Origin of the sequence: Paraburkholderia sp. SECH4, assembly GCF_030511745.1 — a bacterium.
GTDB lineage: Bacteria > Pseudomonadota > Gammaproteobacteria > Burkholderiales > Burkholderiaceae > Paraburkholderia > Paraburkholderia madseniana.
Genome location: NZ_JALOCP010000007.1, coordinates 251,156 through 265,177 on the forward strand (window position 1 = coordinate 251,156; position 14,022 = coordinate 265,177).

The 14,022-nt window shown below is 62.1% G+C and carries 12 protein-coding genes; 4 read left to right on the forward strand and 8 right to left on the reverse strand.

Annotation, left to right across the window (positions count from 1 at the left end):
• Window positions 1-255: 255 nt before the first annotated feature.
• From M0D67_RS13270 to M0D67_RS13285, 4 genes are read left to right on the forward strand one after another with little or no spacing between them, the layout of a single operon-like run.
• Window positions 256-1,101: a transporter substrate-binding domain-containing protein gene (locus M0D67_RS13270; protein ID WP_154560095.1), complete on the forward strand. Its 846-nt coding sequence runs from the start codon at window positions 256-258 to the stop codon at window positions 1,099-1,101.
• Window positions 1,098-1,859, forward strand: coding sequence for an amino acid ABC transporter permease (locus M0D67_RS13275; protein WP_171926884.1), 762 nt, complete (start codon window positions 1,098-1,100; stop codon window positions 1,857-1,859). The genes M0D67_RS13270 and M0D67_RS13275 overlap by 4 nt, the downstream gene beginning before the upstream one ends.
• A complete protein-coding gene (locus tag M0D67_RS13280; protein ID WP_154560097.1) occupies window positions 1,849-2,655 on the forward strand; it encodes an amino acid ABC transporter permease in 807 nt (268 codons plus the stop codon). The genes M0D67_RS13275 and M0D67_RS13280 overlap by 11 nt, the downstream gene beginning before the upstream one ends.
• Window positions 2,642-3,496, forward strand: a complete 855-nt coding sequence (locus M0D67_RS13285) for an amino acid ABC transporter ATP-binding protein (RefSeq protein ID WP_154560098.1) — start codon at window positions 2,642-2,644, stop codon at window positions 3,494-3,496. Before M0D67_RS13280 ends, M0D67_RS13285 begins: the two co-directional genes overlap by 14 nt.
• 109 nt (window positions 3,497-3,605) lie before the next feature.
• On the opposite strand, the gene M0D67_RS13290 is transcribed toward M0D67_RS13285, so the two are convergent.
• From M0D67_RS13290 to M0D67_RS13325, 8 genes are all read right to left on the reverse strand, one after another.
• Window positions 3,606-4,934 carry an LLM class flavin-dependent oxidoreductase gene (locus M0D67_RS13290; protein WP_171926886.1) on the reverse strand — a complete coding sequence of 443 codons (1,329 nt, stop codon included), beginning with the start codon at window positions 4,932-4,934 and terminating at the stop codon, window positions 3,606-3,608.
• Window positions 4,931-6,304, reverse strand: coding sequence for an MmgE/PrpD family protein (locus M0D67_RS13295; RefSeq protein ID WP_171926887.1), 1,374 nt, complete (start codon window positions 6,302-6,304; stop codon window positions 4,931-4,933). The genes M0D67_RS13290 and M0D67_RS13295 overlap by 4 nt, the downstream gene beginning before the upstream one ends.
• 251 nt (window positions 6,305-6,555) lie before the next feature.
• Entirely contained in the window at window positions 6,556-7,395 is an 840-nt protein-coding gene (locus M0D67_RS13300; protein ID WP_266238906.1) for a CmcJ/NvfI family oxidoreductase, read from the reverse strand.
• A 200-nt stretch (window positions 7,396-7,595) separates the two neighbouring features.
• Window positions 7,596-8,954, reverse strand: coding sequence for an LLM class flavin-dependent oxidoreductase (locus M0D67_RS13305; RefSeq protein WP_154560102.1), 1,359 nt, complete (start codon window positions 8,952-8,954; stop codon window positions 7,596-7,598).
• A 141-nt stretch (window positions 8,955-9,095) separates the two neighbouring features.
• The gene (locus M0D67_RS13310; protein WP_266238913.1) at window positions 9,096-10,094 is read right to left on the reverse strand and encodes a substrate-binding domain-containing protein; all 999 of its coding nucleotides are present in this window, start codon (window positions 10,092-10,094) and stop codon (window positions 9,096-9,098) included.
• A 119-nt stretch (window positions 10,095-10,213) separates the two neighbouring features.
• Window positions 10,214-11,596 (reverse strand): LLM class flavin-dependent oxidoreductase, encoded by a 1,383-nt coding sequence (locus tag M0D67_RS13315; protein WP_154560104.1) that lies wholly within the window; start codon window positions 11,594-11,596, stop codon window positions 10,214-10,216.
• Between the two features lie 31 nt (window positions 11,597-11,627).
• On the reverse strand, window positions 11,628-12,866 hold the full coding sequence (locus tag M0D67_RS13320; RefSeq protein ID WP_171926891.1) for an SfnB family sulfur acquisition oxidoreductase: 1,239 nt from the start codon (window positions 12,864-12,866) through the stop codon (window positions 11,628-11,630).
• Window positions 12,867-12,988: 122 nt separating this feature from the next.
• On the reverse strand, window positions 12,989-13,960 hold the full coding sequence (locus M0D67_RS13325; RefSeq protein WP_233464823.1) for an ABC transporter permease: 972 nt from the start codon (window positions 13,958-13,960) through the stop codon (window positions 12,989-12,991).
• Between the last annotated feature and the right edge of the window lie 62 nt (window positions 13,961-14,022).

The window sequence follows — 14,022 nt, forward strand, 5'->3', positions numbered from 1 at the left end:
GGTGCATAGCCGGTCAAATCCGCCACAACATCCATTTCTCCGTTTCAACGACGCTCGCGTCTGCATAAATGCGCGAATCAGATAACGGTATGAAAAATCCTTGGTTCTTTCCGGCGTCACACATGCCGAGAATAGGCAGTCCCGAATCGCGTCCTGTATTTCTCCTCCGGCAAGTCCTGGTGGCCTCATAGCAACGAAGTCACACCGATCGGCCGGAGCGATATCAGGATCCAACCTGACTTCCGCCTATCTTTCATGTTCAGCCGACCGACCCGCCCCACCCTCCAGCGCGCATTGCGCGCCGTAACGCTTTTCGCAGCATTGGGCGCCAGTGCCGCCCACGCCGATACGACACTCGATCGGATTCATCAGCGGCACAAGATCGTCATCGGCGTGATCCTGTCCGGGCCGCCGTTCGGCTCGCTGGACCCCGCCACACAGAAACCGCTCGGCTTTAATATCGATCTCGCGAACGACGTCGCGAAACGCCTCGGCGTCGACGTGGAATTGACGCCGGTCCAACCGTCGAATCGCGTGCAGTTCCTGCAGCAAGGCAAGGTCGATGCCCTGATCGCCAACATGGAAGTCACCAAGGAGCGCGCCGAGCTTTTCTCCTATCCGCCCACCCCGTTCGAGGAAATCGGCGGTGCGCTGATTACCCGCAAGGACAGCGGCATCAAGACCTGGAACGACGTGCGCGGCAAGCCCGTCTGCGTCTCGCAGGGCAGCAACTATACGAAGCCGCTCGCCGAAGAATATGGCGCACAGGTGAAGGCGTTTCGCGGCCAACCGGAGTCGCTGCTCGCATTGCGCGGCAATAACTGCGTCGCCGCGGTTCACGTTGCCCCTACGCTGCGCCTGCTCGTCGCGCGCAATCCGGACTGGAAGGACTATACGATTCCCGTATCTAACGAGCTGATTCCATCGCCGTCTGTAATCTGGGTTCGCAAGGGTGAAACGGATACGCAGAGCGCGCTCGAAAAAATCGTGCAGGACTGGCATCGCAGCGGCTGGCTGATCGACGTCGAGCACAAGAACGGCATGCAGCCCTCGCAAGCCGTGCTCGATCTGCATGCGAAGTACAAGGCGCAAGGTGCATGAGCGAGTCGACTCAAGTGCTCTCGCACGCCGCCGCGAGCGTGGTTGATGCGATCAGCAGGATCGGGCTGAACTACAGTTTCGTTCTCGCGCCTGACGAACTCGCGTCGTTCCTGCATGGCATGCTGGTCACGCTGGAACTCTCGCTTGTTACGGCGCTCGGCAGTCTTGGCGCCGGTGTGGTGTTGGCGGCGCTAGTCACTTCCCAGCGTCCGGCGCTCGCGCGCCCCGCTCGCGTGTTCGTCGAGATCACGCGCAATACGCCGACGCTCGTGCAGCTTTTCTGCGCCTTTCTGGTGATCAACATGCTGCTCAGCGAGGCACTGCGCAATCTGGGCGGCAATCCGCTGACGCCGTTCATCTGGAGCGCGATCGTCATCTCGCTGCACAAGGGCGCGTTTCATGCCGAAGCCCTGCGCGCCGGTATCGAAGCGGTGCCGCGCACCACGCTCGAAGCAGCCCAGTCGCTCGGTTTCAGCCGCCGCCAACGCCTTTGGAGCGTGCAGTTGCCGCTCGCGCTGCGCTTCGCCCTGCCTGCGCTCGTCAACAACATGGTCGACCTGGTGAAGATGACCACCGTCGCTTCCGCAATCGCCGTCGGCGACGTCACGTATGCATCGATCATGATCTGGACACAGCGCGACAACGTGCTCGAGTTGATGATCCTGATCCTGCTGTTCTTCGGTGCACTGACCTTTGCGATCAATCGCGCAGGACGCTGGCTCGAAGTCCGTCTGAGGATGCCAGGCTATGGCCACTGAATCCATCATCGTGCCCGCGCGGGACGGGCGGTACCGTTCCCTCTTTGCCCTTGCCAGCGTGGTCGGTGTCGCCGCCCTGCTGGCGCTCGCCGAACACGAGATCGCGCATGGCGCAAGCTATCCCGCACTCGCCGCACTCATCACGTGGGCGCCGGCGCTCGGCAAATCTCTGTGGGTCAACATCGAAATCAGCCTGCTTGCCATTGCACTCGGCACACTCGCCGGTCTTGCGCTCGGCCCCTTGCTGCTGTCGCCGATCCGGGGCGTCCGTCTGATTGTCCGCAGCTATGTGCAGGTGTTTCGAAATGCCCCATTGCTCGTGCTGATCTATTTTTCGACCTACGTGTTCCCATTCGAAATCGCGCTCGGTCAACACATCGTGCCGTTTCCTGACTGGTTCAAGGTCACGCTCGGACTCGCGCTGCCGGCCAGCGCCAACTTCGCCGAGATCTTCCGCGGTGCGATCCAGTCGATCCCTCATGCACAGTGGGACGCGGCACGTTCGCTTGCGTTCAGCCGAACCCAGGTGTTCCGTTGGATCATCCTGCCGCAATGCGTGAAGCGGATGCTGCCGCCGTGGATGAACCTGTACGCCAGCATCACGATGGCGACCGCGCTCGCGTCGCTGGTGGGTGTGCACGATCTGCTGGACACCGCGCAGGTGGCGAGCAATACCGTGGCGCGTGCGGACTTCACGGTCCTCGTCTATTTCACCGTGCTCGGCTTGTTCTTCGCTTACTGCTACCCGATCGCGCGCTTCACCCGCCTTCTTGAGAAACGCTATGCTTTCAGCTGATGTCTCGCTCGCTCCCGCAGCCGCTGCGGGCCCGCGCCCACTGGTCCGGTTGCGCGACGTGCATTTGTCATTCGGCGCGACGCCGGTGCTCAAGGGCATCGACCTCGACGTGTTCCGCGGGCAGGCCGTGTCGATCATCGGACCATCCGGGTCGGGCAAGTCGACGATTTTGCGCTGCATTACCGGGCTATTGCGTCCCCAGTACGGCGAGATCGAAGTCGACGGTACCCGTGTCGACCAGCTCGCCTCTGAACGCGACGAGATCGAACTACGCAAGCGCGTTGGTTTCGTGTTCCAGCAATACAACCTGTTTCCGCATCTGAGCGTACTGGACAATCTGCTTGTCGCGCCGGTGCGCATCCTGGGGCGCGACAAAGCCGACGCCACTCGCACCGCTTACGATCTGCTGAAGAAGGTCCGTCTTGAGAACAAGGCGCATGCGTATCCGGGTGAACTGTCGGGCGGTCAGCAACAGCGCGTGGCGATTGCACGCGCGCTAGCGATGCAGCCGGATCTGATCCTCTTCGACGAGGTGACCTCGGCGCTGGACCCGGAGACCGTGGGCGAAGTGCTGACCGTGATTCGCGATCTGGTGAGGGATGGCATGACCTGCGTGCTCGTCACGCACGAGATGCGCTTTGCCGAGGAAGTGAGCGATGCGGTGTACTTCACCGAGGCCGGTGTGATTGTCGAACACGGTCCGGCTAACGCGCTGTTCCGCGCGCCAGTCAGTCCGCGTGCGCGTGAGTTTCTGGCGCATACACCGTCCGCGCCGGAGACTGCCCATGCGGCGCCGCCCCGCGCACCGCTGGCACTGGATCTGCGTTACTTCGCGATCTAGACGATCTGGACCTGCGAGTACGGCGCGGGTCGGGATGCAAGCTTGAAAAAAACGCGGCGTCTGCTGAGCAGACGCCGCGTTTTGTTTTCCGCGTTTTACTGCTTGTATCTCACTGCCCCGCATAGCGGCTAACAGGCCGCTGCAAACCGAGGTGATCGCGCAAGGTCGTACCGCTATATTCGGTGCGGAATAACCCACGCCGCTGCAACTCCGGCACGACGAGTTCGACAAAGTCGTCGAGACCGCCCGGGAAATACGGAGGCATGATATTGAAGCCGTCGGCCGCTTCGCCCGTGAACCACTCTTCGAGCGCATCCGCCACCTGCACAGGCGTACCCCATACGATGCGGTGCCCACGCGCGCCGGCCACCAGGTAATACAGCTCGCGCAAAGTCAGATTCTCGCGGCGTGCGAGATCGGTCAGTAGTTTGGCACGGCTTTTGAGTTGATCGGATTCCGGCAACTCCGGCAGAGGACCATCGAGCGGATACTTCGACACGTCGTGCCCCAACCGGTCGGACAACAGTGACAGCGCACCCGATGTATCGGTCCATTCCTGCAACTGTGCGTATTTGTCTTTCGCTTCCTGCTCCGTCCTGCCGATAACAGGAAACACGCCCGGCATCACGTGCAACTGCTGGCCCTCACGGCCAAATTTCGGCAAGCGGCCTTTCAGATCGCGATAGAAGACCTGCGCTTCTTCAATAGTCTGCTGCGCGGTAAACACCACTTCCGCCGTGCGCGCGGCCAGGTCCTGCCCCGGTCCGGACGAGCCGGCCTGAATCACTACGGGATGCCCCTGTGGCGGCCGCGACGCATTCAATGGACCTTTGACGACGAAGAACTGCCCCTTGTGATCCAGCGTATGGACCTTGGCAGGATCGAAGTAGACGCCACGCGCCTTGTCCTTGAGCACCGCGTCGTCATCCCAACTGTCCCATAGTCCCTTGACGACGTCGACGAACTCACCCGCCATTTCATAGCGCAGCGCGTGATCCGGGTGATTGCCACGTGTGAAATTCGCGGCCGTGCGGTCGTACGAAGTCGTTACGACGTTCCAGGCCGCCCGCCCGCTACTCAGATGATCCAGCGATGCAAACGCGCGCGCGACGTGATACGGCTCGCTATACGTGGTCGACGCGGTAGCGGCGAGACCGATGTGGCGCGTGCCCATAGCGAGCGCCGACAGCAGGCACAGCGGCTCGAGCCGCATCGCCATCGACGGATGCGCATCGGGGCCGCTGGTGAGGCCATCGGCAAGAAAGACCATGTCGAACTTGGCACGTTCGGCGGTTTGCGTGATGCGCTGCATCAGCGCGAGATTCTCGCTGCCCGCCTGCGCGTCAGGGTGCCGCCAGCCGGCGACGTGGTGTCCCGCGCCCTGAATGAAGAGCCCGAGACGCATCTGCCTGCGGGTACTGCTGTTATTCGTGCTCATACGTGGATCTGTGCGAAGACATTGAAAAGGGAAGCGAGGTCCGCGGTGCTTTGCATCGTGTCGATATGCGCGGGGATGAAAGCGAGGCGTTCGTCATGACCGGTGGCGTCCGCGAACTTCGCGGCCAGATCCTCCGCGCTGTAGAGACGGTCGGTCTTATGGCTCAGTACCGTCCCTTTGCGCAATGCGATCTCGACGGTCGAGAAACGCGTGGCCGGATCGGTCGACGCGCGCGCGGCGGTTTCATCGTGACGGCTTGCCACGCGCCGCGCGAGTGCAATCAGGTCCTCGCGCACGGGCACATCGGCGAACGTAGCCACGCTGGGCGAACCATCCGTCAGCGCGGCCGCGACTGCGTAGGCGACGCTGAAACGCGCTTCGAGACCGGTCGAGGGCAAATGTCTGGAAAGCGGTGTGTCGCCGCCGGGCGGAAATATCACCGCTACCTCGGCAATGTCGTCCGGCGTGAGACGGTATGTGTCGCGCAACGTCAATGCGGCATGCACGGCGTAGTGCGTCGCCGTGCAGCACGCCCACGGCTTGAAGTACAGACCCGGGACTGCGATTTGCCAGGGTGCGCCCCAACCGTCGAGCACGCGTTCGGGTTGCGCGGCGCCGCCGCTGAACACGGCGAAAAAGCCGACCGGTCCATCCAGTGCCTCCGGCGAGCCCTGCAGCCCCGCTGCCGCGAGTTCGGCGGCGAATAAACCGGCGCGCGCGGCGAGCCCGGCATGCAAGGGTTTCGCTTCGCTGCCGAACTGCAGGCGTAGGCCGGCTGACTGCGTGGCGGCGAGACCCAGTGCGTTCTCTACGGCACCGGCATCAAGCTTCAACAGATAAGACGCAGCGGCTGCCGCGCCAAGTGCGCCCAATGTCGCGGTGTTATGAAAGCCCTGCTCGTAGTGTCGGCTGCCGAGCGCGAGACCGAGCCGCGCCATCGTTTCGACGCCAACGACGTAGGCATCGAGCAAGTCGAGCGCGCTGCTGCCGCGTGTTTGTGCCAGCGCGAACAGCGCAGGCAGCAATACCGTCGCAGGATGGCCTCTTACGCTGCTGTGCACGTCGTCGTAATCGAGTGCGTGCCCCGCGTAACCGTTGAGCAACGCAGCCTGCTGCGCCGACGCACGGGCGCTGCTGCCGATCATCGATGCTTCGCCGCGCGAGTCGTTGGCGCTGACTGACAGGAGTTTTTGATAGCCGCTGTCGCTCGCACCGGCAAAGGCGGCGGCGAGAAAGTCGAGGATGCCGCGTCTTGCGGCGGCAATGGCGTCGGCGTCGCGGGACGGCGACGCCTGAGCGATCGCGGCGGCCAGCCGTCGTGTCACGCCGGTGGCCTGCTGGCCGGCGTCGGATGCATGGAGGCTTGACATGTCGAAGGCGTGAGAGCTGTGAATACGCACCGGGCAAGCGTTACGCTTACCTCGTTCGACGAAAAACAAAAGCTGTGTCGACCAAAGAGGTAAGGCAACGACCCAAACGCCGCATGCTAACCAAACGTTGCGTCACAAACAAACAAGAATTCACGCTTTCGATATTGCAGATTCTGCGATGCTGCAGCAGACACGTCCCGCTATCGGCTGCCCTGCATTTCACGGCATGCCGGTGCGCTCAACGCCGGCGCTCAAAAGAACAACAGCGTGCGCAATTCGATGCTCCGGCGCGGCGGCGCATCGGCCTGCGACGTGGGATCGTCGAATGCCGTGTGGGCCGTGAGACGCGCAATGCCGTCGCCCGCCGAATCGTAAATCTTCAGCAACAGGAATTCATCGGGTGACATATGCGGAAAGTAGTACCAGCGGTGCCGCGGATTGAAGACCAACGCATACGTCTCGCCGACCTTGTCGGGATAAACCAGGTCCGATGCCACCAGATCGTTGAGCGTGATACTGCGCGAATCGCATAGCGCGAGCGGCGACGATTGCACCGTTTCTCCAATCGGACGCCACAAGTTCACGATTGCCACACGGCCTTGCAGCAACCGCTCCGCTTCACCTGTCGGCAGATGATCGCGCACCCGACGCGGCCCCGACACAAAAGTCTGGTCGTTATGTATGTACTTGACCGGCTCCCTTACACCATTGCTGCGCTCAGGATTGCCGTCACGCAGCGTGTGATCGAACACGACCACCCGGCGAGCGCCGGTGGCCTGTTTCAGCAACTGCTCCGCTTCACGATAGTAGACAGATTCGATCTTTGCCGGATCGGAGAAATCGTTCAGCGCGCTAGCGTGCCGATGCAGTTCGAAGCCGTTACGATCGAGCGACAACGCGCCAGGCGGCGGCGCGACGCGGGCATTTGAAATGCTCACCCGATGCGGCCGGTACACGCCACTGCGCTTCGGAACGCCCGGCGGTGGGTCGTATTGGTACGACACCGGTTTCTCGCCGGTGAACTCGAGGTAGTTCAACTCTGCCTCGACCGTCGCGGCAGACACCGGTGCATCGATGACGATATCGCTCATGTTCGCATCCTCATCGCGTTAAAACGATTCGTTGAACGGCCGCAAATCGATTGCCTGCGACCACGCGCTGCGCCTCTGCCGATGGAGATACCAGTAGGCTATGGCCGCAGCACGCAACGCGTGGCGGCGGCAGGCGCATGCATCTATGGTTTCAGCGTAGGCGACGGCCACGCAGGGAGGAAATAACGAATTGTGGAAAGTTATGCGCCGGATTGATGTACAGAAAAATGGCGGTTTTCCGGCCGCCGCAATCCCAGGTTCTCGCGCAGCGTGCGTCCTTCATAGTCTTCGCGGAACAACCCGCGTCGCCGCAACTCCGGCAATACCAGTTCGACGAAATCGGTCAAACCCTCCGGCAGCACGGGCGGCATCACGTTGAAACCGTCGGCGGCGTGATTCACAAAGCGCTCTTCGAGTTGATCGACGATCTGCGCCGGCGTGCCGACGAGTTGCCAATGGCCGCGCGCGCCCGCGACCCGCAAATAGAGCTGGCGGATCGTGAGGTTCTCGCGACGAGCCAGTTCGATCGTCAACACCTGACGGCTCTTGCTCGCATTCGTTTCGGGCAGCTCAGGGATCGGCCCGTCGAGTGGATAGTCCGAGAGATCAAACCCACCGGTCAGCCCGGATACGAGCGCAAGTCCGACCTTCGGATCAACGAGCGACTGCAGTTGCTCAAACTTCTCTCTCGCCTCGCCTTCGGTGCGGCCGACAATCGGAAATACGCCCGGCATGATCTTCAGATCGTCCGGATGACGACCGTAAGCCGCCATGCGTCCCTTCACGTCCGCGTAAAAGTCCGCCGCGTCCTGCAGCGTTTGCTGCGCCGTGAAAATCACTTCGGCGGTCTTCGCTGCGAGGTCCCGGCCTGCTTCGGACGACCCGGCCTGCACGACGACCGGATGCCCCTGCGGAGAACGCGCAACGTTCAGCGGTCCCTTGACCTGAAAGAAACGTCCCTTGTGATCCAGCACATGCCGTTTGGCGGGGTCGAAGAAACGCCCTTCGGCTTTGTTGCGGACGAACGCGTCGTCTTCCCAACTGTCCCACAGACCTCCTGTGACTTCCGCGAACTCAGCGGCGCGTGCATAACGCTCGGCGTGGTCGAAATGCTTGTCACGGTTGAAGTTCTTCGCTTCATGCTCGCTCGACGAGGTGACCAGATTCCAACCCGCACGCCCCCCGCTGATGTGATCGAGCGACGCGAACTTGCGGGCAATGTGATACGGCTCGTTGAAACTCGTCGAGGCGGTGCCGACCAGACCGATGCGCTCAGTCACGGCCGCCAGCGCCGACAGCAACGTGATCGGCTCGAACTGAGCCACGTAGCTGTGCGCCGTGCGGCTCAGAAAGTCGACGTTGTCGCCGCGTGTCCCCACGCCGTCGGCGAGAAAGATCAGATCGAACTTCGCGGCCTCGGCCGCTTGCGCGAGTCGGACATAGTGACGGAAGTTAACGCCGGCGTCCGCTTGTGCCTCGGGATGCCGCCACGCCGCAATGTGGTGTCCGGCAGGGTAAAGGAAAGCGCCGAGGCGCAGGTGTCCGCTACGTTTGCTCATGGAAGTCCAAAGGAGATGATTGACGGCGAGATCTCGCGTCGAGCTCGCCGGCTGGGCGGCCGCGTTGCGAAGCCCAGCCTCGTATTTGACGTGCTCGCGACGCGATTGCGCACGACAACCCCGTGCGGCCCTTAACGAGGTTCACTCCGCCGCCGGAATCCACGCTGCCGTGGCGGCGTCGCTCGAACGGAATGCCGGGAATTTATCGCCGAGTTCGGCGATCGTCCTGATGTTGTTCTTCACCAGATCGTCGCGTGTGATCAGCGTCGGCTTGACGACAATCCGGTGCTCGGGCGCTTGCCCCGCGAGAAGCAATGCCGCGGCCCGTACGGACACCGCACCGACCACCGCCGGATTCGTCGCCGCGGTCGCCACCCACGCGCTATTCGGCGCGCGAATCGCCTCGATATCGGAGGTCGAAATATCGGCGCTGTAAATACGCAGTTTCGACGACAGGTTCGCCTCGTCCGCAGCGAGCTTCGCGCCGCGTGCGAATTCGTCGTAAGGCGCGAACACCACACGAATCTCCGGATGAGCACGATAGGCTGCAGCAGCCTGGTTGGCCACCGACTGCGCGATCGGATTGTCCACCGTACCCCAGCGCGCCTTCTCCTGAACCTTCGGATGGGCGGCCTTAAAGTCACGCCATACGGCATCGCGCCGGTCGAGGGGCGCGAAACCCGCTACGTATACATAGCCGGCGGCAAAGGTATCGCCGTTATCTTTCACCGCCTGATCGAGCAGCAACGCTGCCAGATCGCGATCGCTCTGCTCGATCTGCGGTACCTTCGGATTGCCTAGGTCGACATCGAACGCGACGACCTTGATGCCTTTATCCAAGGCACGCTGCACGACGTCCTTAAGCGATTCGGGCAAGCCGTGATTCACGATAATCGCCGATACGCCCAGGCTGATCGCCTGCTGGATCTGTTCACGTTGTTCGGCCGCATCCTGACGGCCTGCGTAAATGCGTAGATCGATGCCGAGCGCTTTGGCCTGCTTTTGCGCACCGGCTTCATAGGCCTGGAAGAAATCACCCGTCGACAGATAGTTGACGAGCGCGATCTTCACGCCACCCTTGTCGAACGGTGCGGGCGCACCTTTGAGCGGAGCCGCGTGCACTACGGCGCCGGCCAGCATCGTGGCCGCCGCCAGGGCGAGTGTGCGGAACGTAAGGCTCACATCCAGCTTGCGACGAAGAAACGATTTCATCAATGATCTCCAACCTGTTAGTCGACGTTTTTTGAGTAAGCGGGGTTCTATCCAGCATGGGCCGGCGTGTGCGTGCGGTAGGCCGCGCCGGGATGCGGTTCCGCCAGTCGCGGACCACCGCCATGTAACTTTTCGCGCAGCGTGCCGTTGGTGTAATCGGTCTTGTAGACGCCTCGTCGTTGCAGTTCCGGCACGACCAGGTCGACGAAATCCGCGAAGCTCTCGTGGGTCAATGCATACGCAAGGTTGAATCCGTCGACGTCGGTCTCCTCGACCCACGACTGCAACTCGTCGGCGATCTCCTGCGGACTTCCCACTGAAAGCGGTCCGAGTCCCCCAATACCGCCCCACTTCGCAATCTCACGCACGGTCCACACTCGTGTCGGATCCGCGCTCGATAAAGCCTCCACGGCCGATTGCACCGCATTGCTCTCGATATAGCGCAGCGGTTCGTCGAGGTCATACTTCGACAGATCGATGCCGGTCCACCCCGACATCAGCGCGAGCGCGCCCTCGTCGCTCGTGTAGCGGCGATAGTCGGCGTGCTTCGTGTGTGCATCCGCCGATGTCTTGCCCGTGATCACCGTGTGCAGATTGAAAATCAGCACGTCGTGCGGGTCTCGGCCAAATGACTTCACGCGTGCCCGGATATCGGCGACGAAATTCTTCAGGATCGTGCGCGACGGCGCAGCGATAAAAATGCACTCGGCGTGCTGCGCGGCAAAGTCCTTGCCACGCTTCGAAGCGCCCGCCTGGTAGAGCACGGGCGTGCGCTGAGGCGACGGCTCGCAAAGGTGAATGCCCGGCACGTCGAAATACTGCCCACGGTGGTTGATGGGATGAACCTTCGACGGTTCGGTGAAGATCTTTCGCGCGGCATCGCGCACCACGGCATCGTCTTCCCACGACGCTTCCCACAGCTTGTAGCAGACCTCGAGATATTCCTCGGCAAGCGAATAGCGCTCGTCGTGATTGGCCTGAGCCGGCAAGCCGACATTGCGTGCGGCGCTGTCCAGATACGAAGTGACGATGTTCCAGCCAACCCGGCCGTTGGTCAGGTGGTCGAGCGTCGACATGCGCCGCGCGAACGGATACGGGTGCTCATACGAGAGCGAGCAGGTCACGCCGAAGCCGAGATGTTCGGTCACGTTCGCCATCGCCGAGACGAGCAGAACAGGATCGTTGACCGGGACTTGCGCGGCCTGGCGAATCGCGGCTTCCCCGTTGCCGTTGAAAACGTCGTAGATGCCCAGCACGTCAGCAATGAAAAGACCGTCGAACTTGCCACGCTCGAGCAGTTTCGCGAGGTCGGTCCAGTAATCGAGTTGCTTGTAACGCCACGACGTGTCGCGTGGATGCGCCCATAAGCCTGGCGACTGATGCCCCACGCAGTTCATGTCGAATGCGTTAAGGCGGATTTCTCTGGCCATGATCGGGTTCGGTTAAGGAGTGCGCCTGGCGTCAATTCCAGGGGTGGCGTGCCGGCTTGACGCCGTTCAGATAGTAGTTACCGACCAGGTGATACTTCCAGCGCACCGGATCATGCAGGGTATGCACACGCGCGTTGCGCCAGTGCCTGTCGAGATTGTGTTCGCCGAGCGTCGACTGCGTACCGGCGAGTTCAAACAGTTTTTCGCCAGCCAGCAAGGCGATTTCCGTCGTCAACACTTTCGCTTCGCCCACGGCAACCGATGCGCGCGCCACGTCGTCTTCGGTCGTTTCGGCCTTCGCGGCGATCTCGTCGATCACGCGCGCGGCCCGTTCGAGCAAGGCCTCGGCGGCGTGCAACTGGATATGCAAATGACCGATCTCCCGCACGGTCAGCGGATCGTCACTCGCGCGCTCGACCCCGCTGTCGATCCACGGCCGCGAGCGCGAGCGCACGAACGTCAGCGTGTCGTCGAGCGCCGCCTTCGCGATGCCTGCATCGATGGCGGCCTGGATGATCTGCGAAATCGGACCGTTGAGCGTTGGAAAATCGGACACGCGATGCGCCGGCAACACGTGCGAGGACGGCACGCGTACGCTTTCCAACACGACTGTGCCGCTTGCCGTAGTGCGTTGACCGAAGCCCGACCAGTCGTCGATCACGGTCAGCCCCGGTGTGCCCTTCGGAATATAGGCGAGCCAGCCTTTGCGTTCGCTATCGAGCCCCAGTACGGGGACGAAGTCGGCGAATAGCGCGCCGGTCGAATAGAATTTGGTGCCCTGTACGACGTAGTCGCTCCCGTCCCACTTCACGCTCGTCTTCAGATCGAGCACGTTTTTTGTGCCCTTCTCCGAAAAGCCGTTACCGAAACGCTTGCCGCCCAGCACCTGCGCGAAGAAGTACTTCTTCTGCTCTTCCGTTCCAGTTAGCGCGATCACATCGACCAGACCGAAGTGATTCTGCGGTAGCTGCCCCAGCGACGGATCCGCTGCTGCAATGATCTTGATGACTTCCGTCAAGGTGACGAACGACACGCCCGCTCCGCCGTAAGCCTTCGGCACCGTGATGGCCCACAGCCCGGATTGCGAGAACCACTCGATCTCCTCGTGCGGCAAGCGGCGTTCGGTATCGCGCTCGGCCGCGCCTTGCGCGAGGCGACCGGCAAGCTCGTGCGCCACCGCGATGGCCTGCGCATCATCGGCGATCACACGGACCGCGTGTCTACTCTCGTCGCGGGTATTCGATGAAGCCGCTTCGCCAATCTCTGCCATGGGAATCTCCGCTTGAATGACTGTGCGCTCAATCTATCAGCGGACACCGCATGCGCAAACTGAACGATTCGGCAATCGATATTCCTTCGGATGGCAAACGACATTTCGGCGACCCGGTGGCCTCAGCCGCGTGAGTCCGCAGGCCGTCCAACACTGAACGTAAACGCCAGCGCAAGGACCAGCAACACACCCTTGATGAAATCCTGCATGTAGTACGGCGCATTCAGCATGGTCAGGCCGTTGAGTAGCACGCCGACGAACACCGCTCCCACTACGGTGCCGAACACGTTGGGTCGCTTCGCGCCCCACACCGCATAACCCATTAGCGCAGCCGCCACGGCATCGAGCAGCAGGGAGTGTCCGGCGCTGACGTCGCCTCGCCCGACCCGCGCGGCGATCAGCACGCCGCCCAACGACGCAATCGCCCCTGAGGCTACATAAGCTGCGATCCGGTAGCGCGCCGTAGGTGCACCCGCCAGCCGCGCGGCCGTTTCATTGCCGCCGATCGCATAGATCACGCGGCCCCAGCGCGTCGTCTCCATCACGATGCAGGCGAGCACCGTCAACGCAATGAGAATCAGGACGGGCAGCGGCACGACATCGAAAAGACGCAGACGCCCCAATGCCAGAAACGCATCGGAGAATATCCCGCTCGCCTCCGTGCCATCGGGCAACACGGTACCGGTTGCGAGCGAGCGGCCGCCCGTCGGAATCAGTTGCAGACCGGCCAGCAGGAACAGAGTGCCGAGCGTCGCCAGTTGGTCCGGCACGCGCAGCCGCGTGATCAGCAAGCCGTTGAACAAACCGGCTGTGATGCCGAGTGCGACGCATGCGGCCACGGCCGCCAGCGCGCTGCCATGCCAGACGATCAGCACATAGCTCGCCGCCATCTGAGCCGAAGCGGCCACGCTGCCCACTGAGAGATCGAAGCCGCCCGCCGCCAACGTGATCGTCACGCCAATGCCGAGCAATGCCACAATCGATACTGCCTGAAGGATGCTGAACAGATTGTCGATGTTCAGGAAGGCGGGTTCCCTGATGGCGAACACGGCAATCAGAATCGCCAGCACGAGCAGGATGCCGGTACGCTCCATGTGATCGCGCAAACTACGCCATGCTGACTGCGCCCGTCGGCCGGATTTCACTTGGCCGGTAA